The organism is Candidatus Tisiphia endosymbiont of Melanophora roralis (assembly GCF_964026575.1).
Classification (GTDB): domain Bacteria; phylum Pseudomonadota; class Alphaproteobacteria; order Rickettsiales; family Rickettsiaceae; genus Tisiphia.
Map to the genome: position 1 here is coordinate 1,127,945 of NZ_OZ032161.1, position 26,253 is coordinate 1,154,197.

Here is a 26,253-nt window from a genome sequence, read left to right on the forward strand (position 1 = left end):
TACGGAAGGGTTGCGAATTAAGTTCAAATAAGTAACTCTATACTAAAAGGTTTTTATGGCTACTAAAGTAGGTAAGGTTAAATGGTTTAATACAACCAAAGGTTTCGGTTTCATCCAGCCAGACGATGGGGGGAGTGATGTTTTTGTTCACATCTCGGCTGTAGAGCGTGCCGGTATCCGTAATCTTAATGAAGGTCAAAGTGTTGGCTTTGATCTAGAAGATAATAAGGGGAAAATTTCTGCTGTTAATCTACAAATAAAATAATATTTATTTAAAACTACAAGCAACTACTCAAAATTTATGAGTGGTTATTAAACTAGTGAATTTTGGGTAGTATCATCTTTTTATACACTTCATGGATTATTTTTTGTAATTCAGTGTTTCACTGTAAGTTAAAGTTATAATTTTGTTGGAACATAATACAACAGTTTTTTACTATACAATTAATTGACAACTCACATTATAACGTAAGAACTTAATCATACACTTATTCTTTTAAAGTATAGAATATATGTTTACTCAAATGCTTTGACTAACCTGAATTAGATGTAATACATCGGTTTAATAGCCTAAGGTATCATCCCTACACCTTCGATGTACCACAATTCGGGATAAGAATTAGTTAATTCTTACCCCGAATTGGGGTAAAGCATTTGAGCATTTTTAATTTAAGATAAATAATATTGGACTTATATAATGAAAAGTTTTAATTTACCAAATGAAGTGATTATATCACTTGAACGCATGAACATAACCTCTCCAACGGAAATTCAAAGAAAGGCCATACCGGTTGCTATGCAAGGTAATGATGTTCTAGCTTCTAGTCAAACTGGTTCGGGTAAGACCCTTGCCTATTTGCTACCAATAATCAATTCTTTTATACAGACTAAATCAATGTCTTTGGTACTTGTTCCAACTCGGGAATTAGCTACTCAAGTGCGTGATACTTTAACTAAGGTAACTACTCAAATAAAACTTCCTAGTGCGGTTTTGATAGGCGGTGAACCAATGCATAAACAATTTACACAACTAAAAGTAAATCCTAAAGTTATAATTGGCACACCAGGTCGTATCATAGATCATTTACTTCGTGGTACTTTAAAATTAAATACTATCCAACTGGTAGTACTTGATGAAATGGACAGAATGCTTGATATGGGTATGAAAGAACAATTAGAAGAGATAAATAAATATATACCTGCGAAACGCCAAGTTTTAATGTTTTCAGCTACTATGCCAAAACATATTATTGCATTATCGCAAAAATACGTGGTTAATCCTCATCGTATTACTGTTGGATCAACTACTAAGGCTGCATCTCAAATAAAACAAGAAACTTTGCGTGTTTCTGATAAAGAGAAATTTCCTGAGCTTATAAAGCAATTAAATGAACGTGATGGTTCTATAATTATTTTTGTAAAAACTAAGCGTGGTGCTGATCAGCTTGCAAAAATGTTGAAATTTGAAGATCACAAAGCTGAAGCTATACATGGTGATTTAACACAAGGTAGACGTGATCGTGTAATTTCATCATTTCGCTCTTCTCGTCATAGGATCATGGTGGCAACAGATGTTGCAGCTCGTGGCTTAGATATACCTCATACACAGCATGTTATCAATTATGACTTACCAATGACTCCAGAAGATTATTTGCATAGAATAGGTAGAACTGGTAGAGCTGGTCTCTCAGGTTGTGCATTATCATTCATTTCGCCAGAAGATAATATCAGATGGAAAGCTATTGACCGCCTAATAAATCAAGGTGAAACTACTTCAAGAGCAGATATGAGGGAAAGTAAGAATCGCAGGAAACCATTTAATGGTCATAATGGCAAAAAAAGTTATTTTCCTCGTAATAACAATGATAGAAAACCTTATGCTGGTTCTGCTAGAAATAATAAAGCATTCTAATATCATAGTACCCTACATTTTTCTATAATCGTCATAGCAAGGCTCTTTAGATGCCGTGGCGATCTAGGTAAACAGCGAAGCTGTTTTTTTAGAGTAACGCTTCGCGTATCCTAGGTTGCTGCGTTACCGCTTTTTCGCGACTCCTCACTAATAGACGATCAGCAGCTATTTTAATAGTGGTTATATAAAAAATATAGGGTACTATGGCTAATACCTCTCAACTATCAAAACCAATTCTTCAGATCACTTGAGTATACTTATTTACTCAAAGTTTTCTGAGATTGGGAATATGCTTGTTGTTCAATGCTTGCAACCCTTGATATAACCTGTTGTTTGATACCAAGATCTACTACATGCTCATATCTCATTCCATTATCTAGCAGGATATGACCAAGTTTATTTACTAACTCTACATCCTTTTTAGAGAATTTACTAATAATTAATTCTGTAATTTCATATAAAAACTTCCAAGATAGCTCAACTCTATCATTGAGTGAGAGGTTCTTTTTATTATTTTCTTTATTAAATGGTTCTGCATTATTAGGATCATCAACAAGCGTTCTAACCGGTGTTTTCTTGCTCTTTTTATAAATAAAGAATGTAACAAACACTAGAAATAGACCTATTACAGCGATTATCAAATTAGTATTTTGCATAAAACCCTCAAATATATCTTACTGATACCATTTCCCAAAACTAAATTGCTACTCGGAGTACGAGTGTCGAGTACCTTCGCATACAACTAGTACGTGAGGAGCGGAGATCATGAAGTACGACCGTGATGATTAGTTTTCAGAAATGGTATGATAATGCCCTGCTACTTGACTCTATACCACACGATCTTCTTCTTGTGCTAAAAATTCTTCAAGCTTTTCTTTCGTATAATTTTTTTCCTCTAAAATCACTTCATTGTCAAAAATATGTTGTACTGTTTTTTCTTCTAATAACGGACCTTTTAAGCGTTCAAGAGCATTAGGATTTTTTTTATAAAAATCAAATATTGCTGTTTCTTGACCTGGAAACTTCCTTGCTTGAGCCATAATAGCACTTACAAGATCTTTCTGTTCGATATGCAAATTCTTAATTTTCATATATTCGGATAACATTAGACCTATTCTAACACGACGTAAGACTAGCTTATTATAATACTCACTAATTTCTGCTTCTGATTTATCTTTAAATATCGAATCTGAGTCACTATTGCTCTCCTCAGTTTGAGATTTCAGAATACTTATCTCTTGGTCTATTAAAGATTTAGGAACATTAAACATTAATAGCTTTTCTAATTGATCAAATAAGCTCATTTTCATTAAAGTGCGTATAGGCTCACTATATTCATTTTCTATGCTTTTAGAAATATTATCACGTAACTCTTCTAGTGTTTCACAATTAAATTTCTTAGCAAACTCATCATCAACAACTAGCTCATCAGCAGAATGTGCAGCCTTTACTTGTACAATAAACTTAGCCGGTTGACCTGCGACTTGCTCCATATGGTAATCTTCAGGAAATTTAACGTTGACTTCTACCTCGTCCCCAGTCTTACTTCCAATAAGCTGATCTTCAAAGCCCTCAATAAAAGTTCCACTACCAATTACTAGTTTATAATCTGTAACCTTACCACCTTCAAAAGCCTCATTATTGACATAACCAATCGCATCAATAGTAACTTCCTGCCCTTTTTTTACTTTCCCTTTACTTTCTTTATTATAAATTTTTGATATAGATGCAAGCTTATCTATCCGCTTATTAACATCATCTTCTTTAATTACTAACTTTGGATAAATAATTTTTATTTTTTTAAAATCTGGCAATTCAATATCAGGTAATAGCTCAAATTTTAGAGTAAATTCTATATCCTCATTCTCTTCATTACGTAAATTTTCTAACTGTGGATCACCTACTGTTTTTAGTTTATGATCTTTAATAACATGCTGTACTGCATGATTAATTTCATGGTTTACCACATCAGACCTAACAGATTGCTTATATTTTTTATTAACAATGCTGATTGGCACTTTACCAACACGAAATCCATCAAGCTTAACTTTTTTTGCTAAACTAGCTAATTCTTTTTGTACTTCATTGGCAATTTTAGAAGAAGGAAGGACTACTTTAACTTCAAAATCTAGACCTTCATTTTTAAGTTCTGTGACTTGCATACTAAAAAACTCATTAGCAATATTAAAACCTTACGAAAACTTGAAGAGCTACTAAATTAAATCAAGCTCTCCAGTTTTTGTATTATTATTTTGTGGTGCGGATGGAGGGACTTGAACCCCCAAGCCTTGCGGCGCTAGAACCTAAATCTAGTACGTCTCCCAATTTCGTCACACCCGCATAGCTGTACCCCTGACTACTTAACATAGATTGTTTTAACAACTTAATTAAATAGGTTCAGCTAGGAGTTTTATCAGAGAATTATAATACACATGATACAGACTTTGTAAATCGTTAATTTCTGTGTATTCATTAATTTTATGAGCTGTATTAGATTGTAAACCAAATTCCACAACAGGACAATAATTTTGGATAAACCTCGCATCAGAAGTACCACCACTAGTAGATAATTTTGTATATACTCCTGTTGTATTAGATACTACCCGAACAAAATCGGCAATTAACCCTACTGGTTCTTGGATAAAACAATTAGCTGAAGTTACACTACTTAATTCATATTTAAAGTTATATTTCGCACAATATTTATTAATTATCTGATCTATCAAATCTGTTATGCTCGATGATGAATGAAGATCATTAAAACGAATATTAAACTTTGTTGTAATTTTTGAAGGAATTACATTAGTAACATCATTACCTACATCAATAGACGTAACTTCTAGATTCGACTGTTGAAAAAATTCACTTCCTTCATCCAGTCGATAATTAACCAACTCATTGAGTATCTGAACTAAAGGAGTAATCGGATTACTGGCTTGTAATGGATATGCTACATGCCCCATTGTACCATATAGAACTAGGTTAAAGTTAATACTTCCTCGCCGACCAATTTTTATGGTATCGCCTATTTGACGCTCATTTGTTGGTTCACCTACAATAGCAAGATCAATCAAATTATTACCACCCTTATGCAAATATTTTAACATTTCCACAGTGCCATATTTGGCGTTTCCTTCCTCATCGCTAGTAATTAGAAAACTAATTGAACCATGCGGAGTTGGATTTAACTTAATAAAATCTAAGCTAGCAGCTAGGAAACATGCTATCGCTCCCTTCATGTCAACAACTCCCCTACCATAAATCTTATCACTTACGGTAGTTGCTATAAAAGGGTCGTTAAGCCATAATGCCTTATCACCTGTTGGCACGACATCAACATGTCCAGCAAAACAAATATTAGGTCTTGCATTACCATAAACAGCATAAAGATTGGTTACTTTATAATTATCCTCTCCAAATATTTTGATTTCAGTCTTAAAACCATTTTTTTCTAATAAGTCATTAATATATTCAATACAACCACTACTCTCAGGAGTTATTGATTGAAAACTAATTAAGTCTTCAAGAAATTTTATCAAGATAACCTCCTATAGTCATCAACTTATAGTTCTTCCTAAAAATTCCTCTCTCATATCTAGCCAATGTTTTATTCTCTGACAACCAAAACAGACACACCCGAGTGCCGCACAATCTTGGACGCATTGGGACCTAACATATAATCTCTGAGTTGTGGTCTTACTGCTGAAATAATGATTAAGTCAGCTTTCACTTCATTGGCATATTGTATTATTTCATCATATACTGCCCCTCGACCAATATGCAATTCAACTTCGATCTCCTCCGGCACATATTGTCTAATTAATTCTGTTACTTGTACCCGATATTTTTCTTTTTGATCTTTTGCCCAACTTTTAGGCAAATAATCCTCAACCATTTTCATACCGAAATCCGAGATGATATAAAGAAAATGTAATTTGGCACTAAAAATAGTAGCAAAACTTAAAGCCTTTGGTAATATCACCTTAACTGATTGTTTATCCGACAAATCTATTGGTATTATTATATTTTTAAACACAATTAACACTACTCCGGTGCATTTATATTATTATCTATTTCTTACTACTGAATGTTTTGGCAAAACAAAATTATTGGTATCAGCAAAATGCTTAATATCTATATTATATAACATATAATTAGAATGTTTAAAATGTTTTACGTTTTTGTGAAACATTCCGATAAATTTATCCAATAGTTTAGCATCCATATTGCTATTAGTAACTAAAATTGCTGTTACTGCTACTGTATTCTGATCGAGAGTGATCCCAGGATATAATGTTTTATCCAGTAATGCCTTATGAAAAGCTTTATTAGTGGCGATTAATTGTGCAATTTTATTATCTTCAATAGGTACAAAATCAACTTTACAGCTATTAGCAATAAATCCCACCAAGGCATTAGGATGACCTACCGTCATCATTATCACATCAATTTTACCGCTACAAAATTCTTTTATTGACTCTTCATAATTAATTTCATCAACATCTATTGGTTCTTTAGTAAAATTATATAACTTCCTTATAGCATTGTAGGTAATAGTATTACTAGAGAATGGCAAGCCATTTGATATTCTCTTACCCTCAATATCTGCAAAAGTCTTTATCTCATCCCGATTTTTTACAACAACAGTAAAAAACTCATCATATAGATTAAGTACCTGACGCATTTCTTGCATTTTTTCTGTATTAGAGTAATATCCAGTACCTTCAAAAGCCTCAAGTGCTACATTAGATTGCACTAAAGCTAAATCTATCTTACCTTCTTTTAACAAAGCTAAATTTTCAACCCCTCCACTGGTAGGTACTACTTCACAATTCACACTTTTATCAGCTAAAGTAAAGGTTTTACACAAATCCAATCCGATAGAGTAATAACCCTTCAAAATAGAACCAGACCCAATTCTCACTGTTTTCTGTGAAGCAAAAACGCAATTACTAGTAAAAAATAGGCAAAAAACTACCAATAAAACTCTGAAATTATTCATAAATAACACTATACACTAAAAATAATTGACCACTAATACCTTAAGACTTAAAATTTAATAAATCATTTTCCCTATCCAAAGTACCTTTACTATTATTGATAATCAAGATAATTATTACAATTCATGTGTAAAAAAAATCCTTATTCCTTATAATATTCTTCTCCAATTTCAATTTCACTACGGTTATTTAACTTACGCCAATTATTGGTGTCCCTAAGTGAGTAGATGCAGCCACAATATTCTTGCTTATAAAAATTTTCACGTTTAGCTATTTCGTACATTCTACTGCTACCTCCATTTTTACGCCAATTATAAGTCCAGTAAGTTATTCCATCATAATGAGAAGCAGCCTTGATCCCTGATTCATTAATTTGATCCATATCTTTCCAACGGGAAAGACCAAGAGAGCTGGTAATAACTTTAAAATCATTCTCATAGGCATAAAGAGCTGTTCGTTCAAAACGCATATCAAAACACATAGAACAACGTTTACCTCTTTCTGGTTCATATTCCATACCTTTGCTTCTCGCAAACCAATTCTGCACGTCATAATCTGCGTCAATGAAACTGATACCCATTTTTTCAGCAAAACGGATATTTTCATTTTTACGAATTTCATACTCTTTTTTAGGATGAATATTAGGGTTATAGAAAAAAATAGTTAAATTAATACCGGACATTAACATTTTTTCCATCAGCTCTCCTGAACATGGAGCACAGCAGGAGTGTAGTAGTACTTTACTTTCACCATTTGGTACTTCTAGAATTTCATTCATAATTATCTGTTAATTTTCTTTATAAAATTTTAAAATAACATACAATATAGCTAACTCGATTAGTATTTATCCATAGTTGATCTAGGGCAATGTTGTCATCCCCGCGTAGGCGGTGATCTAAAATAGTGTTCAGAAAACCCTGAAATATTATAGATTCCTGACCGAAGTGGGAATGACATCCTTTCCGTTGAAACAAATGGATAAATGTTAGTCGGGTTAGCATTAAGATATTGTATTGTAGAAAAAAGTATAATAAATTATTATTTTTTATTAACAATAATTTTGTTACTAAATATTGAATATTGGTTTAATTGAGAGATATATTATGTTGAATGAAACAGTCAATTTACCGGAAGGTTTTGTGTATTTGGATCAAATAGATCCTACTATAATTCAACAGATGATGTATTATGATACTAGAAATTTTGTAGGAAAGCAGATTGATGGCTATAAAGCTAATAGAGCTGTACTAACTAAAGAAGCGGCTACTGCCTTAAAAAATCTTCAGCAAGATATAAAAAATGATAACTACTCTTTGGTAATTTATGATGCTTATAGACCTAATAAAGCTGTACAACATTTCGTTAGCTGGGGAGAAGATGTTGCTGATCAAAAAATGCAAGACTCTCATTATCCATATATTAATAAGGCTGAAATTTTTCAATTAGGTTATGTTGCTAAACGATCACCTCATAGTCGTGGAAGTACTGTAGATTTAACTATTATCGAACTTGGAAAACAATTAAATCCAAGCCCTAAAATGATAAGAAGAACTCTAAAAGATGGTCGTCTAATCCCTTATTTTGATGATAATACGGTTGACATGTATAGCTCTGTAGATCTTATGGATCTAGTATCCTCCCATGATAGTAAACTAATTGATGAACTTTACTTACAAAATCGTAATTATCTACGTGAGAAAATGAAAAAACATAATTTTAAGGAATATTCGGTTGAGTGGTGGCATTATACTTTACAAGACGAACCTTATAAAGATAAATATTTTGATTTTGATGTTGAATAAACTTCTTGCATTAAGTATAATAACTTAAAAAAAAGTAATAATTATTTAAGGAGAAATTAAAATGAGTAAAGATAATCTTAATGAAGATAATAGAAAAAAGTTACGAGAGACAGCTCAGAGATTAGGGATTTCTGAAGATGAAGTTTTTAAGCAAATTCCAGACATAATATTATTGGGAGCTGTATTCAACCCAAAGCAAATCGGAGGTTTTCTAAAGAGAATGCAACCGGATATAACTTCATCAAAAGTATTAAAGAAGCAAATAGCCGACGATTCATTTGGCAGTGTACTCTTAGGTTTTTTTAATAAACCACAAGAAAACTCTTCTCAACAACAGGAAGCAACGTCTAGTGCTGTTAGTTGCGAGGTGTCCAAGGATGATTCAAAAAAATCGGATGAAGTCTCAAATTCATTAACAGAAGTTATATCTATAAAACAACTAGAGACATCTAGTGCTGCTAGTTGTCAGGATAGTACTCTTGGTGGTTGGAGTAATGATAATAAAGAACTCTTAGAAACTATAGCTACACTATCACAAAAGTCTAAAGATGAAGTTTTAAATGAAAATCCCCTGCTAAATGAAGATTTACCTAACCCTGAACTTAAAGAGTATCTAGAAGCACTGATAGAGAGCCTAACAATTAATGATTCTTGTACAAACGACAATCCCCCTAATGATGTAGCAGCTGGCAGTTCACATGAAATGTCTAATGTTGCTAGCTGTGCTTTAACGGGTGAAAATCCACCCTTTAACGAGGACTGCAATTAACCTCAGCTTGATGTAAGACATCGGGTTAATAGCCTAGGTGTCATCCCTGCCCCTTCGGATGTCACCCACAGCTGTCGAAAGTTCAATAAACGTCATTGCGAGGAGTCGTGAAAAAGCGCATAGGTGTCAACTTAAGAGCGTAATGATTGAGCATGTATAAGTAAATCAAACCTAAACGTCATTGCGAGAAGCCGCTGCAAGCGGCGACGCGGCAATCTAGGATACGCGAAGCGTTACTCTAAAAAAACAGCTTCGCTGTTTTCCTGGATCGCCACGGCATCTAAAGAGCCTTGCTATGACGATTATAGAAAAATGTACGGTACTAATGGTTTGCAACTCTCAAATTAGGAGAAGTCTATTAATCACTCCCGTTCTTAATTTTATTAACTATAGAATATATTTCTTTTTTGCTGTAGCTTCTTCCAAAATTTTCATTAGCTATATCTGTGACACTTTTTGCACTCCATCCTTTAGATAAGTATAAATCTATAAATTTTTTTAAGTCATCTGCAAGAAGAGCTTTATGAGGTTGAGAAGTACCGGAAATTAGCAGTACTATTTCCCCCTTGATAATGTTCGAGTTATAGAAATTTATTACATCTTCTATTAACCCAGACTTTACTTCTTGATAAAATTTAGTAAGTTCTCGTGCTACACATACCTCCCTATTACCAAAAACAGTAAAAGCTGTATGTAGCGATTGTTCTATTCTGCTAGCAGTTTCAAAAAAAATCAAAGTTGCTTTTATATTAGATAATTCTGTAAAAATCTTCTTTTTACCTTCAATAGTTTTTGGTAAGAATCCAGCAAATAGAAAACGATCTGATGGTAATCCAGAAATGGTTATAGAGGTAGTTAATGCCGAAACGCCTGGCACTACATCTATGTGATAATTCAGTTTCCTTAAATATCTTACTAGTTTATAACCAGGATCAGCAATTAACGGTGTTCCAGCATCAGATATTAGACTAACTATTGCTCCATTATCAATTAATGTGCGGATAAATTCTCTTTCTTGATAATCACTATGATCATTATATATTTGTAACTTAGTCTTTATATTATGTTTTGCTAGTAATTTTCTTGATATTCTAGTATCCTCACACAGTATAATTGTGGAATTTTTTAACGTTTCTAAAGCCCGGAGTGTTATATCATCTAGGTTACCAATAGGTGTTGAGACAATGTATAGCCCTGGTTTGAAGATCATAATTTAATCCTATAAGTAAGCATTATGAGCAGTATAAAAGACTTCCTGCACAAGTCAAAGAAGCTTTCGAGATTTTTAGAAGAAACGAAGCCGAGTCGAGGTGCGTACATAGACGATTGTTCGGAACGAAGGCGAGTTTCGACGACAAAATCACCAACTAGATTGACTTATGCACAAAAATTTTTAAAGGTCACCTTATCATTTATATGTCTTGTCTCTTTATTTTCTTGCCAATCTAATAAGGAGGTTGTTGTTTCTAGGGCAAAAGAAGTTGCTCGGGAAACTCTAGAAGTGGCTATTTTAATGCCCCTAACAGGAGAACATTCTACATTAGGTAAGCAATACAACCAATTAATTAAAATGGGTCTAGAAGATGGCTTAAAAACTTATGTTCATGTTACTTCTTATGATGGTTCTAATGAAAAGCAGGTACTTGCTGCAATGGATAAAATACTGCTACGTAAAACAAAAATTATTCTCGGACCATTATATTCAAATCTTACTTCTCTAATTGCCAATAAAGCTAAAGCACATGATGTTATTATCATTACCATGTCTAATAATCCTGTATTGGCAGACAAAAAACTTTTTGTATTCGGCCATGCTCCGTCAAAGCAACTCATAAAAATAATTAATTACTTTGCCGATCATGATTATAAAAATTTCATTGCACTTTTACCTTCAGGTAGTCATGCACAAACTATAAACCAACTTATCCAAAATATACTAATTCAAAAAAATTCTACCTTAGTGCGGAGTGAATTTTATGCTAATATACCGGAATCAATAGAAAAGGCGGTTTTAACTGTCTCAAATAGTGTTGATAATTTAAATGAAATGGAGGATACGGCAACTAAACCTGTAATTTATCTGTCAGATGATAGTAAAAATTTAGATTTGCTTTTTGATAGTATTCATAAGCATAATTTAGATAAGAAAGCAGTTATAATAGGTGATAACAGAATTGATATCGATCGTTCTGAACCTATAAGTATTATCTTCACCGGTTCATTGAATATTGTCAATAGTAATATAATAGAAAGGGCTAAAAATATAGGTATTAATCATTTGTCTTTCATGCATGCTGTAGCTTATGATCTAGGAAGGATAACATCAAAATATATAGATACCAACTTTACCGAAGAACGATTTTTAGCAGCTATTAATGGCAAAACCCCATATACTGGTATATCAGGTAATGTCTACTTCATCGATTCAATAGCTCAAAGAGAGTATGATATAATTAAGAAAGAAGATGGTCTGTATAGTACCATAGCAAAAAGCGATAACAAATTCTGACTTAGATATAGTTAACTCAAAAATGTTTAAGCCATGGTAATAGAATTGCTATCATCCCAGCTCATCCGAAGGGGCAGGAATGACGTAGAAGATGCTTAAGTTAAGGTTAAATTTAATGATACAGTCTATAAAATATTCAAAAAAAACTCAGTCCAATTTTATCTTCAATTTGTTAACATTTTTGATAATCGCTAGCATCCTTATCTTTATTGCTTGGGGTTTAAAGCAGATGGCAGCACCAATAACTGTATTAGAGCAGCAACCAGTAACTCTAGAATATAGTAATCTTTTTCAGTATTCTCTCAGAACGCTTTTGAGGATGCTAATTGCAGTAATTGTCTCATTAATTTTTACTTTTATTTATGCCAGCCTAGCTGTTAAAAGCAAGAAATGTGAACAAATATTAATTCCGTTACTAGATATTCTTCAATCTCTTCCTATTCTTGGATATATTTCTTTTACAGTTACAGTTTTTTTAGCTCTTTTCCCGTCAAGTATTATGGGAGCTGAATGTGCAGCGATATTTGCCATTTTTACATCGCAAGTTTGGAACATGACATTTAGTTTTTATTATTCGCTTAAGAATATCCCACAAGAATTGCATGATGCAGCATATATTTTTAGAATGTCAAAATGGAGGCAATTTTGGCAGGTCAGCGTTCCATATGCAGTACCAGGATTAGTTTGGAATATTGTAGTATCAATATCTAGTGGGTGGTTTTTCGTAGTAGCTTCAGAGGTTATCACAGTTGGCAATACCCATATAACCTTGCCTGGAATAGGATCATATATTGCTTTAGCAATTACACAGAAAGATCTTTATGCAATTAGCTCAGCAATTATGTCAATGTCACTGGTGATTATATCATATGATCAATTGCTACTTAGACCTCTAGTGGCATGGTCTGATAGATTTCGTTATGAAATGAATGCAGGTAATAACGTGCCACATTCTTGGGCATTCAATTTATTTCAAAGAAGTTTGATTATTCACAAATTATTCTCCCCTATTGCTTATATTGCAAAATTTATACTTTATCTCCCCATACTTAATCGTTATAGCGAAATAAATTCAAGTTCGTCAAATAATTTTTCCAATAATACTTCGTGGAGCGATTATTTATGGTATACTGTACTGGGCGGCATAGCATGTTTTTCGATCTATTACATATATCATTTCTTGCATTACGATATTGGTTGGTCTGAGCTATTGAACGTATTTGTTTTAGCATCAATTACTATGTTACGTGTGGTAGTACTTATAATTCTTGCGGCAATTATATGGGTACCGATTGGTATATATGTTGGACTAAATCCTAAAGTAACAACTATTGTACAACCACTAGCACAATTTTTTGCAGCTTTTCCAGCAAACTTATTATTTCCAATTGTCTTTATAATTATTACTCGTTACGATTTAAACCCTAATATTTGGCTTAGTCCTCTGATGATTATGGGAGCTCAATGGTATATATTATTTAATGTTATAGTAGGAGCATCTACTATTCCCAATGATCTTAAAGATGCCACAAGAATTTTTAAAGTCAGTGGTTGGAATTGGTGGTTCAAAGTCATGTTACCAGCAATTACCCCGTATTTTATAACAGGAGCAATAACTGCATCAGGTGGGGCATGGAATGCTAGTATTGTGGCAGAAATTATTAATTTTGGCGATCGGAAAATAGCAGCAAGCGGCATTGGAAGTTATATAGCTGAAATGACAATAAAGGCTGACTTTAATAAAATAGTCTTAGGTATGGGAGTTATGGCTCTATTTGTGGTATTGTTTAATCGTTTATTTTGGCAACCGTTAAATGAGTATTCTATTAAAAGATTTCAGCTATAATTCTATGAATCTAGAATATCCGAAAATTCTTAAAAAAGTCTATTGCATTTAGCTGTAAAGTGATTATAATGTAATGTTTCGTTTAGCTAGCCTCAATTCGATATAAGGATTATTAATTCTTTATAGAATTGGCTTGTTATAAGAAAAAATGCATTCTTGAAGCGGCTTTTACGAATGCATTTTAATCTATTACCGCTAATAATCTTATTTTTATATTGTATAAAAACTAAGATTATTAGCAAATTAATATTTAACAATCAGGTGCAGAACCGCTTCAAACCTGATTGTTTCTATATGTATCCCTGAATTCGATGTAACAAGTTACATCGAATTCAGGTTAGCTAGGCTAGCAATACAATGAATAATAGAATAAACAATCCATCTACGATAGTAGTTGCAATGTCTGGTGGGGTTGATAGCTCAGTAGTGGCTGCTATGCTCCATGAACAAGGTCATAAAGTCATTGGTATAACTTTACAATTATATGATCACGGTATAGCTACCAAGAAAAAAAATGCCTGTTGTGCTGGGCAGGACATTTACGATGCAAGAATGGTAGCAGATAAGTTGAACATTCCGCATTATATCTTAGACTATGAGTCTAGATTTAAAGAATCAGTAATTGATGACTTTGCTGATAGTTATATTAAAGGCGAAACACCGCTACCATGCGTAAAATGCAATCAGTCAGTTAAATTTAAAGATCTGCTAAAAGTAGCAAAAGATTTAGGGGCTGACTGTCTTGCTACTGGTCATTACGTTCGAAAAATCGAAGGTATAGGTGGGGCAGAATTACATACTGGTATTGATGCTGGAAAAGACCAAAGTTATTTTTTGTTTGCAACTACTTTGGAACAATTAAATTATCTATCTTTTCCTTTGGGAGGATTGAGCAAAGAGCAAACAAGAGATTTTGCTAGCAAATTTAATCTAAGCGTTGCCGATAAACCTGATAGTCAAGATATTTGTTTTGTACCGGATGGCGACTATAGGAAGGTAATTAGTGGTATACGAAAAAATGCTAATGAGCAAGGTAAAATAATTCATGTAGATGGCTTTGAACTTGGGACACATAATGGTATAATAAATTATACTGTAGGTCAACGTCGTGGTCTTGGCATAGCCTTTCAGACACCACTTTATGTAGTAAGAATTGATCCTACTACAAAGATTGTATATGTTGGTCCAGATTCGGCTTTAGACTCAACCGAATTTACTATTAAGGATGTTAATTGGCTTGGTAAAAAAATGACCGAACAAGAAGAAATTGATGTAAAAGTTAAGATTCGTTCGACTCGACCTGCTACCTTTGCCAAGATTAGTAAAATAAGTAATACAGAAATTAGAGTAAAGTTAATGTATGCAGAAAAATCTGTAACTCCTGGTCAAGCTTGTGTCATATATGATAATGATCGAGTTCTTGGTGGGGGGTGGATTACTAGAGAGATTGTATAGATCCAATTTCAAAAAAGTCTATTTTTATAAAATAACCTCAACTATTGATGTAATAAATTAATAGTAGGCTCAAGTAATCATCGCCATTAGGGGTGATGTCCACAACTGTCGAAAATTCAATAAACGTCATTGCGATGAGCGTTGTTAGCCCTAAACCGTCTATTAGCGAGCGAACCTACGTGAGTGCGGCAATCTATGAAGCTTGTCATATGGATTGCTTCGTCGACCTACGGTCTCCTCGCTAATAGACGTTTGTTGAACTTTCGACAGTTGTGGGGTGACATCGTTTTTACTACTGATAGTCTAGTGATACGATAGTAGTATAGTATTAGATTAATACACCCTTCTAGGGTTTTCTATTATTAAAATCGGAGGAATTAATGAGCTTTTTAACAAAAAAAAGTTTTGAATCAATAAAAGAACTAGGTAAGACTAGTGGTCTTAATAAAACTTTAGGAGCATTTGACTTAGTACTACTAGGGCTTGGTGCTATAATAGGCACAGGTGTATTTGTCACTACTGGTATAGTTGCTGCCAAATATTCTGGGCCGGCTGTTACGTTATCATATGCTATTGCAGGTGTAACCTGTATTTTCGTTGCTCTTGCTTATACAGAACTTGCTACAATGTTACCTACTTCTGGTAGTGTGTATACTTATGCTTACGTAGCTTTTGGAGAAGTATTTGCTTGGTTAATTGGTAGTGTTATTATACTAGAACTTGGTTTTGCTGCTGGTACTGTTGCGGCCGGTTGGTCCGGATATGCTCAGGCAATATTGTCAGCAGGCGGAATATATTTACCTAAGGCTTTAACTGCTGTACCTGCCAATGGTGGTATAATAAATTTACCAGCTTTTCTTATCGTAGTATTTATCTCTTTTATTTTATATTTAGGAACAAAAGATAGTAAAAAGCTAAATGCTCTATTGGTATTTGTAAAAATGGCAGCTATCTTTGCTTTTATCATATATGCTGCACCACATTTTAATGCTACAAATTGGCAGAATTTTTTACCTTTCGGCTTTAGTAATATGCTAGTTGGAGCATCTATTCTATTTTTTGCTATGACAGGTTTTGGTACGATAGCTGCTACAGCTGAAGAATGTAAAAACCCCAACCGTGATTTAATGATTGGCATTATTGGGTCACTGGTAATTTCAACAATAGTATATGTTATAATAGCTGGATTGGCTACTAGCATAGCCTCTTTTGATCAACTTAATAATGATCAACCACTTGCTTATGCACTAAGCCTAAATAACAGTAATGTTGGTTCGGCAATTGTTGCTACTGGTGCTGTTGCTGGTATGACTACAGTACTAATGATGAATATTTATGGTACGTCTCGTATCTTTTATGTAATTGCCCGAGATGGGTTACTACCTAAAAGTTTTGCCAAACTACATACTAAATATGATAGTCCTTATATTACTATCTTACTATTTTCTGCCCTTGCTGCTATATTAGGGGGATTTTGTCCAACGGAAATCCTTATACAGCTATCATCTATGGGAGCTTTAATAGATTACACGGCAGTTGCTATAATAGTTATGTTGTTTAGAATAAAAATGCCGGATGCAACAAGACCGTTTAAATGTCCTGCTGCTTTTATCATTATCCCATTTGTTTTAGTAGCTTGTCTATACTTACTAGTTATACAAATAGTTGATGGTGAGTTTAATTTAATGACTGCGGGGAAAGTACTAATATACTGGTTTGTGGCAATGTTTGTCCTATATATTTTTAGGTCATTTTTCATAAAACACCCCAATTCTAGATAAGAATTAGTTAATTCTTATCTAGAATTGGCTTCAATATAAGGAAAAATGCATTCTTAAAACGGTTTTGCGAATGCATTTTAAATCTTTCTAAAGCTAAAAACATGATTTTAAAAAATTAAAATCATGTTTTTAGCAAAATATTAATTTAACAATCAGATGCAGAGCCGTCTCAAATCTGATTGTTTCAATAATTTCACCGAATTTGGGATAAGAATTGACAAATTCTTATCCCGAATTCGCGTTAAAACGAGAGGTCTAATTTGTATGAGTGATAAATTACAATCTTTACGTGGTATGAAAGACCTACTACCTGAGGATTACCTAATTCACGATTACATAATAAACACAGCCAAACATATAGGTGGGCTTTATGGTTATCAAGCCATAAGTACACCTATAATTGAATATACTAAAGTCTTTGATCGTACACTTGGAGAGACTTCTGATGTAATAAGTAAGGAAATATATAGTTTTCTTGATAAAAGTGGTAATCATATCTCTCTTAGACCGGAGTTTACGGCTGGCATTATCAGGGCTTTTATCTCTAATAACTTGCAACAAACATTACCTATTAAATTTTTTTCAAGCGGTCCAGTGTTTCGTTACGACCGACCACAAGCTGGAAGACAAAGGCAGTTCCATCAAATAAATTTTGAGTATATTGGGGGAGAAGGACCTAGCACCGATGCTGAAACTATCAAGCTTGCATTAGATATTCTTCGGACTTTAGAGATAGATAAAGATACAACTTTAGAAATAAACTCACTGGGTTGTACTGCAACTCGTGCTGTTTACCAACAACAGTTGGTAGAATATTTCAATGATTATAAGTCAGAATTATCAGAAGATAGCCAAAAGCGGCTTATCAAGAATCCAATGCGTATATTAGATTCGAAAGATGAGAATGATAAAAAAATAGTTGCAAATAGTCCACTAATATCTCAATATTATAGCAGTGATGCTACAAAATATTTTGACGATTTACTAAAATACTTAGATTTACTCAATATAAAATATATCATTAATCCAAGACTAGTAAGGGGACTTGACTATTATTGTCATACAGCTTTTGAGTTTACTACTAGCAACCTTGGTAGTCAGTCGACAGTTCTTGCTGGTGGTCGTTATGATGGCTTAAGCAAACTTATGGGAGGTCCTGAAGTAAAAGCCATTGGCTTTGCTGCTGGAATTGAACGCCTTAGCCTAATGAGAGAGTACCACATATCTAAACCTAGACCAGTATTTGTCTTTCCCATTAGCGACAATAATTTAGAATATTGCTTAATTTTAACAAATCAATTGCGTCAAAAAAATATTTCTGTTACCTTAGATAATAACGGCAAAATAGCTAAAAGAATAATACGAGCTAATCTACAAAAGGCTAAATATGCTATTTTTGTTGGCGATAATGAACAAATGAGTAATAATTTAAAATTAAAAGATCTTGATAAACAACAAGAATATCTATTGCAATTTGAACAAATTATGGAATTATTAACTCACCTTACGCATAACCCCCATGGCAATTTAAAAGTCATAGGAAAAACAGCCTAGCGTCTATTAGCGAGGAGATGCGTCGCAGCGACGAAGCAATCTAAGAATGTGGATTGCCACGACACTCACGTGGTCTCGCTAATAGACGTCTTGCAATTTTTAAATGCTATATGTAAGGTGAATTATTAGTTAATGTAAACAAATTATAATTATATATGAGCAAATTTGTACGAGCAGATGGTAGGGTTATATATACTCAGACCAGTCTAACTAAACAACAAAAAGAAGCTATTGGATTACTCTCAATTGGCACGTTCTTAGAGTATTTTGACCTGATGCTTTATGTTCATATGGCTGTACTTCTTAATGAGCTTTTTTTTCCGAAAGCTGATACTCATACTACTTCTCTTCTTTCTGCCATCGCTTTTTGTTCTACATTTGTTGCTCGACCAATTGGAGCTTTGTTATTTGGATGGATAGGTGATAATATAGGACGTAAATCCACTGTTATCATCACAACTTCTATGATGGCTATTTCTTGCATTGTTATGGCTAATTTACCAACTTATGCTCAAATTGATGTCACTACTGCTTGAATAGTTACTATATGTCGTATCGTTCAGGGCATGTCTTCCCTAGGAGAAACAATAGGAGCAGAACTCTATATTACTGAAATAACAAAACCTCCTGTGCAATATCCAGCTGTTTCATTAGTTACACTTTCTTGTAGTTTAGGTAGGATGGCGGCTTTAGCTATTGGCTGTTTGGTTACTGAAAATGGTTTTAATTGGCGTATTGCCTTTTGGATTGGGGCTGGCATTGCCTTAGCTGGGTCTGTAGCTAGGACAACTCTTAGAGAGACCCCAGAATTTGTTGATGCTAAACGTTATTTAAAAAGAATTTTAGATAAGGCTTCAGATAAGGTAAGCATAGATAAAAAACATGTGGAAAGTAATCCAATTTATAACGAAAAAGCTAACCCAAAAACATTATTGACTTTGTTTATGATGAATTGTACACGGCCATTTTGCTTTTACTTTACTTATATTTATTGTGGTAATATCCTTAAAAATTCTTTTGGTTATAGTGCTGAGCAAATTATTCATCAAAATTTTACCGTCTCTATAATACAATTATTAAGCATATGCTTGCTGGCATATTTAAGCTATATTATTTATCCCTTAAAAATCCTTAAAGTAATAACATCTATGTTTCTTATTTTCATATTGTTTCTCCCATATTTATTGGATAATATTAGAACTCCTTTTGACTTATTTTTAATCCAATCATTTACTATGTTCTTTGTTATTGCCCCTGTCTCAGCAATTACTTATAAGCATTTTCCTATCTTTAAACGCTTTACCTTAATTAGTCTCATATTTGCTTTATCACGTGCCTTAATGTATGTTATTACTTCTTTTGGGGCTGTTTATTTGGTAGAATATTTAGGTAATTGGGGATTATTAATAATATTACTTCCAACAACTATAGGGTTTATAGTGGGTCTATATCATTTTGAAAAATTGGAGAAAGAAGCTGGGAATTATCCACAAAAATCTGATATAGATTATGTTGGACGAACTGTGGTATAGATAAATTTTGATAACATAATGCTACCAAATCTTGTGTTATCGTTGGTATTTTTAAATGCATAGCAACTATTATAAATTCTTCCATAGTTTCCTTAATGATTTTCTTCACTTTCTCCGGCGATTCAACTCCTAGAATCTGTAAGTTATGCATTCTGTCAAAAATTTTAATCAATACCACATCATATTTTTTTTGTCTATATAACGATTCCATCATCCCCGCCGAGCTAATCTTGCCGTGAGGTTTGTTCCTGCTTAAATCTTCTACTTGATTAGCAACCTGCTCCCCAAAAATATAGGCAATCTTCTCTTCGGTAAGTTCAGTATCTTCGATAGTATCATGTAGTATGCTGGTAACAATAATGTCAGTGCGAAAAAGATAATCAGAGATCATATACGCCACCTCTATTGGGTGAGAGTAATAAGGCTCGCCTGACTGCCTCATTTGGCTGCCATGATATTTCTTGGCATAATAAATAGCCTTTTTAACTTCGTCAATATCTATTGACCGATTTACTTCCTCATTCATCTTACGTAATTTGTTCAGTAACCTAGTAGCATATTGACAAGGTGCATACTTTGAGTTGTCCCAATAATTACTATCTTCCATAAAAAACCATAATATTTTAAATCACTATACAAGTTAAACTAAAAATTAGAATATTACTAGGAATTTATTGTATTTTTTTGAAAAAGATAAATATTTATACCAATTCCCAAAATTACTAATAAAAATTTTTATATTGACCTGCCTATAGATAATTATATAATCCACGCTTTCAATAAGTATAAAATTATAATGAATAAATTACCGAAAATATTATCTATAATATATATATATTCATTATTTTTTGCCAATGCTCAGGCAGAAGAGATTAATGCTGATCAGAGATTTTTTTATATTGGGACGGAAACTGGAATAGTAGAGCCGGTGGTGAAAAAATTTCGCCATAATTCCGGCACTGGTTTTACCTTAAAAAGGTCTAAGATGTATAGCGGTAAGATTGGTTATAGCTTCTATCCGCAAATGGCAATTGAGCTTTCGGTAACACACCAACCAAAATACCGACTACATTATGTTTTACCACAAAAAGAACTAGCTCCCTCTCTAATTATACCACAAACTCCAGGGATCACTAAGGTAATTTCCAATATATATATGATTAATTTAGTATATGATCTCGATAAAGTGCAGGAAATAACTCCTTTTGTTATATTAGGTGCTGGGGTGGCACGGGTAAAAGTTAGCTCTGCTTCTTCTCATTGGGATTTAATGAATGTAGAGTATTTTAGAATTAAAACAACTCGTAGTAATTGTTTTGCTTGGCAAGTAGGTCTTGGATTTTCTAAGGAGTTATCTAGCAATTTTAGCATTGATGCAGCAGTAAAATTACAAGCTGCTCATTCAATAAAGATTAACTATGCTACTTTGGATATGAAAACCCAGCAATTTATACCAGCCACTCCTATTAAAAAAACCATAGGGGTTGGAGAATTTGGTATAGGATTTACTTATAAGTTACCAATTTAATGCAAGAAGACTATTAGTGTATTGAATTTTTTAGTGTATACTAGTAAAAATTTAAAGAATTGACAACAAAATACGGTGTTATCCGTGTTTTGTTTTACGTTATGGAGAATATATGACCACTAATTTAGAACTTACCTCAGCACCTCATAATACATACGATGAAGTGCCTTACGAAAGTTATCCGTACGCCTTAACCAATCCATATCACCTACGGACGCTTGCTGTTTTATTTGGGATGAAACCAACAGCAATTGAAACTGCACGAGTTCTAGAGCTAGGATGTGCTGCAGGCGGGAATTTAATACCTCATGCTGTTAATTATCCTAAAGCACATTTTGTTGGAGTTGATCTATCTAAAGTGCAAATAGATGAGGCTAATAAACATAAAGAAGGATTAGCTCTTAAAAATATAGAATTCCGACATTGTTCTATTACAGATATTGATGAATCATTTGGTAAATTTGATTACATAATTACTCATGGAGTAATCTCTTGGGTACCAAAATTTGTTCAGGATAAGATTTTTGAAGTAAGTAGTAAAAATTTATCAGAGAATGGAATCGCGTATATTAGTTATAATACACTACCTGGTTGGAATATGGTTCGTACCATAAGAGATATGATGCTTTATCACTCAAATACATTTAATAACATTCAAGATAAAATTGCTCAATCTAGATTGTTACTTGAATTTGTTAAGGATAGCTTAGAAACTTCCGACTCTCCTTATGCTCAAGTGTTAAAATCTGAAGCCAGTTTGCTTGCCAAACAAAATGATCATTATTTGCGTCATGACCATCTAGAAGAAGATAATGTACAATATTATTTTCATGAATTTATGGATGAGGCTAAAAAAAATAATCCACAATATCTGTCTGATTGTAGTATAGCTAGCATGTATTTAGGAAATATGCCGGCAAAAGTGGTGGAGAAATTACAAGCAATAAATGATATTGTTAGAACCGAACAATATATGGATTTCATTACCAATCGTCGATTTAGATCAACCTTACTTTGCCATAATAGTGTTAAATTAAATAGATCTATCAATAATGAGGATATTAATAAATTTAATATGACATTTAATATAGTACCAGAAAAGCCTCTTGTTGATATAGATCTTAATTCACTTGAAACAGAGAAGTTTTTTTATAATGGTAATAAGGATAGTAGTTTATCAACATCTTCTCCTTATATGAAAGCAATACTCTATACTTTCTCTGAGAATATCAATAACCCAATGAGTTTTGATAAAATTGCCGTGAGTAGCAATAAAAAATTACATGGAACAAAATTGAATGAAATAAAGGCTGAGTTCTTAGCTAATGCCATGAAATTAGTATTGCAAGGATATATTAATATAACGTTACAGGTAACTCGAAAAGAAGTAGATCTTAATACACCTAAAACATCAAAGCTTATTGCATATCAGGTAGCTCATACACCCAATATGTGGGTGACAAACCAAAGACATGAGGTGGTAGCTATTAACCTTTTTGAAAAATTTGCTCTGCAATATATGGACGGTAAGCATGATAATAAGCAAATAATTGAATCTGTCATGCAGCATGTTAATTCTGGTGAGATGACATTAAGCCGTGACGGTAAAAAAATAGAGAATATTGATGAAGTCAGTAAAGAATTAGAAACATTCTTGCAACCTACACTAACTAGATTCGTGACTAATGCTCTGCTGATTTAAAGATAAGATATACTCTAGAACAGAAAATCAAGAATTGCGTCGTACCCCAATTTGGGATAAGAATTAGTTAATTCTTATCCTGAATGGGCTTTAATATTAGTAAATACACCTTCTCTACACGTCTATTAGCGAGAAGACCGTAAGGTCACGAAGCAATTATAAGTTGGAATCCAAATGAGTTTTCAAGCACTGTCCTGTTATTGATGATTTACTCTCACACACTTCTTGTACCGTACCTCTAGCAACAACTGTACCACCTGCAGTTCCACCTCCTGGACCAAAATCAATTATAGTATCAGCTCTACACATGACATCAAGATTATGCTCAATGACTACTACAGTATGACCTTTAGATACTAGCTCCCTTAAGATATTAAGCAGTAGTCCTACCTCCTCACAATGTAACCCTGTTGTAGGTTCATCCAATAAAAACAAAGTCTTTTGCTTACTACTCATCTTCGAGACGAAAAAGTGCTTGAAACGTCTAAAGAATCAGGTTCGCAGTGGTTTTGGTATGAAGTTTGTAGTCATGTAAACATCACTTTTCTACTTGACATACTAAAAATTAGTCAACATAATGCTTCTTATGTGTATTACCATTGTTTTGTTTCAAATAAAAACTCTTGTCATTAAAGTACACTTTTATCAGTATTTCTTTATTATAAAATTCCACAGGTGAAAAAATGTAGTCAGTAACGAGAATTTAATTCTACACTCCACTCGTCGCATAATACTCACGTTCTATAGCATAATTTCTGCTCATATTTATCTCGAAGATGAGTTACTATCTTTCGATAATTCAGAGGCAAGTTTAATTCTTTGTGCTTCACCACTAGATAACGTTGAAGTGGATTGACCTAACTTTAAGTGTTCCAAACCAACCCGCTGCATTAACTTCAGGACTTCGAGAATTTTCTTCTGCTTACCAAAGACAGGGATCGCATCACTTACTGTCAGGTCTAGGATTTCAGAGATATTATATTCCGCAAACTTCACTGCAAGCAGATCATCATTAAACCGCATACCAGCACAAGAGGGACAATCCATCTCCACTCTAGGCATGAAAGACATATTAACCTGTACTACACCAGCTCCATTACAGTTCTCACAACGCTCATCTGATGCATTGAATGAAAATGCGTTGGCACCAAAATCGTGTTTCTTTGATTCTGGCAAAGAAGCAAACAAATCCCTTATTGAATCAAAAAGATTTGTGTAAGTTGCTACATTGGAGCGAAATGATTTTGAACCTATAGTAGATTGATTGACTGTCACCACTCGCTTAACATTTTCTAATCCCTCGACAGAAGTATGTTGCCCAGGTACTTCTTTCGCTTTATTAAAATGATTCCTCGTTACCTTATCTAAGATGTCAAATAAAAAGGTTGATTTTCCAGAACCGGATACACCCGTTAACACAACCAATTGTTGTGTTGGTATAGAAACATCAATATTCTTAAGGTTGTTTTCACTCGCACCACGAATAGTAATTGCTTTCCCATCACCCCGAGCTGGAGGATCGAGTTTTATAGCTGCCTTCCTAGCTAAGTGCTTACCAGTAATAGATTTTTCGCAAGCCATAACTTCAGTAGGTGTGCCAGAAACCACAATTTCTCCACCTTGAGTTCCTCTTCCAGGACCTACATCTATTATATAATCTGCACTCTTAATAACATCGGGATCGTGCTCAATGATCACTACAGTATTGTCATTTTCTTGTATCCTTCGCAGTGTTTTTAATAGCTTAGCTGTATCATGGGGATGTAAGCCAGTTGTTGGTTCATCTAGAATATATAAAACGCCAGTCAGCAAGCTACTACCAAGAGCATCAGCTAATTTAAGTCTCTGTGCCTCTCCTGCAGACAATGAGGGAAGTGTCCTATCTAAAGTAAGATAGTGCAAACCAACTTCGATTAAGTTTGATGCACGCTCTTGCAATCCGTTTGAAAAGGCGGTATATGCTTGCAATTCATCCTTCGGAAGGATCCTTTCCAGCGTCTCTAACCACTTAAGTAGTTCGCTTAGGCTGAGACCATTGACTTCTGTAATAGTTTTGCCGCCCACGGTTACCTCCCTCCCGAGTTTTCCTAAGCGGGCATTGTTACAGGATGGACACGCACTTCTTACCATAAATTTTGTGACACTATCTGGTGCCTTACTAGGATTTTTCTTATACTGAGTCATTAAATGAGGAACGATGCCTTCAAATTTACCCTCACCAACTTTTTTAGGTGCTTTGAGTCCCTTATGGTTCTTAACAAAATCTGGGTATGTGATTCCGTACAGTAAAAAATTATGCAATTCCTCAGAATAAGACTTTATGGGTAGATCTTGGTCAAAAGGAAAATCATAATATTTGCTAGCAGCTTCAATTACCTTCGTATAATGAGTTGCAACACCTGACTCCCAATACCTAACCCCTCCATTAATGATAGTTTTTTCTCCATCAAGTAAACCGGATATATCAACGTCGAGAGTTTCACCTATTCCTTTACATGACTCACAGATTCCAGAAACTGCATTAGGGGAAAAATGTGACATTTGCAGTATTTCTAATTGCTCATTACAATGAGGACAACCAAAATAACTTTTTTTGCTTTTTTTAGTCGATGAAGAATCGGTATTTCTTTCTTCAGTTTCAACAGTTATCAGTTTATGCTTACCTTGTAATGGTTGCTTAACTTCAGCATTGCAGCTGCTACACTGCTGATTGCCAATAGTAGCAAATAGATTTCTTAGGAGTGTTAAAATGCCTGTTTTTGTCCCCACCAGCGAACGGGAATTAAAATCCGTTTTTCGCTGAGAAATGGTTATTGCCGGAGATAAGCCCAAGATGGTATACACTCTTGGCTTTGGAATGTGA

At 33.7% G+C, this 26,253-nt stretch carries 20 protein-coding genes, 1 tRNA gene and 2 pseudogenes; 12 read left to right on the forward strand and 11 right to left on the reverse strand.

Features of this window, described 5'->3' with window-relative positions:
• Nucleotides 1–55: 55 nt before the first annotated feature.
• Nucleotides 56–265, forward strand: a complete 210-nt coding sequence (locus AAGD53_RS05405) for a cold-shock protein (protein WP_341751689.1) — start codon at nt 56–58, stop codon at nt 263–265.
• A 432-nt stretch (nt 266–697) separates the two neighbouring features.
• Nucleotides 698–1,912 (forward strand): DEAD/DEAH box helicase, encoded by a 1,215-nt coding sequence (locus AAGD53_RS05410; protein WP_341762491.1) that lies wholly within the window; start codon nt 698–700, stop codon nt 1,910–1,912.
• 257 nt (nt 1,913–2,169) lie between these two features.
• Here AAGD53_RS05410 and AAGD53_RS05415 read toward each other — a convergent pair whose 3' ends face one another.
• The 7 genes from AAGD53_RS05415 to AAGD53_RS05445 form a co-directional block, all read right to left on the reverse strand.
• A complete protein-coding gene (locus tag AAGD53_RS05415; protein WP_341761387.1) occupies nt 2,170–2,568 on the reverse strand; it encodes a DUF2660 domain-containing protein in 399 nt (132 codons plus the stop codon).
• 171 nt (nt 2,569–2,739) lie between these two features.
• Nucleotides 2,740–4,074, reverse strand: a complete 1,335-nt coding sequence (gene tig / locus AAGD53_RS05420) for a trigger factor (RefSeq protein WP_341762492.1) — start codon at nt 4,072–4,074, stop codon at nt 2,740–2,742.
• 93 nt (nt 4,075–4,167) lie between these two features.
• A tRNA-Leu gene (locus tag AAGD53_RS05425) sits at nt 4,168–4,252 on the reverse strand.
• A 47-nt stretch (nt 4,253–4,299) separates the two neighbouring features.
• Nucleotides 4,300–5,454: a succinyl-diaminopimelate desuccinylase gene (gene dapE, locus AAGD53_RS05430; RefSeq protein WP_341763429.1), complete on the reverse strand. Its 1,155-nt coding sequence runs from the start codon at nt 5,452–5,454 to the stop codon at nt 4,300–4,302.
• A 65-nt stretch (nt 5,455–5,519) separates the two neighbouring features.
• Entirely contained in the window at nt 5,520–5,948 is a 429-nt protein-coding gene (locus tag AAGD53_RS05435) for a universal stress protein (RefSeq protein ID WP_341747208.1), read from the reverse strand.
• Between the two features lie 30 nt (nt 5,949–5,978).
• Complete coding sequence (locus tag AAGD53_RS05440; RefSeq protein WP_341762493.1) at nt 5,979–6,914, reverse strand: TAXI family TRAP transporter solute-binding subunit; 936 nt, start codon at nt 6,912–6,914, stop codon at nt 5,979–5,981.
• A 140-nt stretch (nt 6,915–7,054) separates the two neighbouring features.
• Nucleotides 7,055–7,690: an epoxyqueuosine reductase QueH gene (locus AAGD53_RS05445; protein ID WP_341761383.1), complete on the reverse strand. Its 636-nt coding sequence runs from the start codon at nt 7,688–7,690 to the stop codon at nt 7,055–7,057.
• A gap of 325 nt (nt 7,691–8,015) precedes the next feature.
• On the opposite strand from AAGD53_RS05445, the gene AAGD53_RS05450 reads away from it, so the two are divergent.
• Together AAGD53_RS05450 and AAGD53_RS05455 are read left to right on the forward strand one after the other, a co-directional pair.
• Nucleotides 8,016–8,714 (forward strand): M15 family metallopeptidase, encoded by a 699-nt coding sequence (locus AAGD53_RS05450; RefSeq protein WP_341762494.1) that lies wholly within the window; start codon nt 8,016–8,018, stop codon nt 8,712–8,714.
• 61 nt (nt 8,715–8,775) lie between these two features.
• Entirely contained in the window at nt 8,776–9,483 is a 708-nt protein-coding gene (locus AAGD53_RS05455; RefSeq protein ID WP_341762495.1) for a hypothetical protein, read from the forward strand.
• 358 nt (nt 9,484–9,841) lie between these two features.
• Here AAGD53_RS05455 and rsmI read toward each other — a convergent pair whose 3' ends face one another.
• The gene (gene rsmI, locus AAGD53_RS05460) at nt 9,842–10,693 is read right to left on the reverse strand and encodes a 16S rRNA (cytidine(1402)-2'-O)-methyltransferase (protein ID WP_341762496.1); all 852 of its coding nucleotides are present in this window, start codon (nt 10,691–10,693) and stop codon (nt 9,842–9,844) included.
• 24 nt (nt 10,694–10,717) lie between these two features.
• Here rsmI and AAGD53_RS05465 point away from each other — a divergent pair, with 24 nt between their 5' ends.
• From AAGD53_RS05465 to AAGD53_RS05490, 6 genes and pseudogenes are all read left to right on the forward strand, one after another.
• Nucleotides 10,718–11,992 (forward strand): penicillin-binding protein activator, encoded by a 1,275-nt coding sequence (locus AAGD53_RS05465; RefSeq protein WP_341762497.1) that lies wholly within the window; start codon nt 10,718–10,720, stop codon nt 11,990–11,992.
• Between the two features lie 115 nt (nt 11,993–12,107).
• Nucleotides 12,108–13,838 (forward strand): ABC transporter permease, encoded by a 1,731-nt coding sequence (locus AAGD53_RS05470; protein WP_341762498.1) that lies wholly within the window; start codon nt 12,108–12,110, stop codon nt 13,836–13,838.
• A 357-nt stretch (nt 13,839–14,195) separates the two neighbouring features.
• Complete coding sequence (gene mnmA, locus AAGD53_RS05475) at nt 14,196–15,293, forward strand: tRNA 2-thiouridine(34) synthase MnmA (RefSeq protein WP_341762499.1); 1,098 nt, start codon at nt 14,196–14,198, stop codon at nt 15,291–15,293.
• Nucleotides 15,294–15,673: 380 nt separating this feature from the next.
• Nucleotides 15,674–17,074 (forward strand): amino acid permease, encoded by a 1,401-nt coding sequence (locus AAGD53_RS05480; RefSeq protein ID WP_341762500.1) that lies wholly within the window; start codon nt 15,674–15,676, stop codon nt 17,072–17,074.
• Between the two features lie 264 nt (nt 17,075–17,338).
• Entirely contained in the window at nt 17,339–18,628 is a 1,290-nt protein-coding gene (hisS, locus tag AAGD53_RS05485; RefSeq protein WP_341762501.1) for a histidine--tRNA ligase, read from the forward strand.
• Nucleotides 18,629–18,783: 155 nt separating this feature from the next.
• A pseudogene (locus AAGD53_RS05490) lies at nt 18,784–20,160 on the forward strand (MFS transporter).
• Here AAGD53_RS05490 and AAGD53_RS05495 read toward each other — a convergent pair.
• Nucleotides 20,063–20,767: an HD domain-containing protein gene (locus AAGD53_RS05495; protein WP_341762502.1), complete on the reverse strand. Its 705-nt coding sequence runs from the start codon at nt 20,765–20,767 to the stop codon at nt 20,063–20,065. The pseudogene AAGD53_RS05490 and the gene AAGD53_RS05495 overlap by 98 nt on opposite strands.
• A 189-nt stretch (nt 20,768–20,956) precedes the next feature.
• Here AAGD53_RS05495 and AAGD53_RS05500 point away from each other — a divergent pair, with 189 nt between their 5' ends.
• Both AAGD53_RS05500 and AAGD53_RS05505 read left to right on the forward strand, forming a co-directional pair.
• Complete coding sequence (locus AAGD53_RS05500; RefSeq protein ID WP_341762503.1) at nt 20,957–21,688, forward strand: outer membrane protein; 732 nt, start codon at nt 20,957–20,959, stop codon at nt 21,686–21,688.
• Between the two features lie 145 nt (nt 21,689–21,833).
• Nucleotides 21,834–23,390, forward strand: a pseudogene (locus AAGD53_RS05505) (methyltransferase regulatory domain-containing protein); the annotation flags it as partial.
• A 156-nt stretch (nt 23,391–23,546) separates the two neighbouring features.
• Here the strand turns inward: AAGD53_RS05505 and AAGD53_RS05510 are convergent.
• A complete protein-coding gene (locus AAGD53_RS05510; protein ID WP_341762504.1) occupies nt 23,547–23,846 on the reverse strand; it encodes a hypothetical protein in 300 nt (99 codons plus the stop codon).
• A gap of 309 nt (nt 23,847–24,155) precedes the next feature.
• Nucleotides 24,156–26,159, reverse strand: coding sequence for an ATP-binding cassette domain-containing protein (locus AAGD53_RS05515; RefSeq protein WP_341762505.1), 2,004 nt, complete (start codon nt 26,157–26,159; stop codon nt 24,156–24,158).
• Nucleotides 26,160–26,253 lie beyond the last annotated feature (94 nt).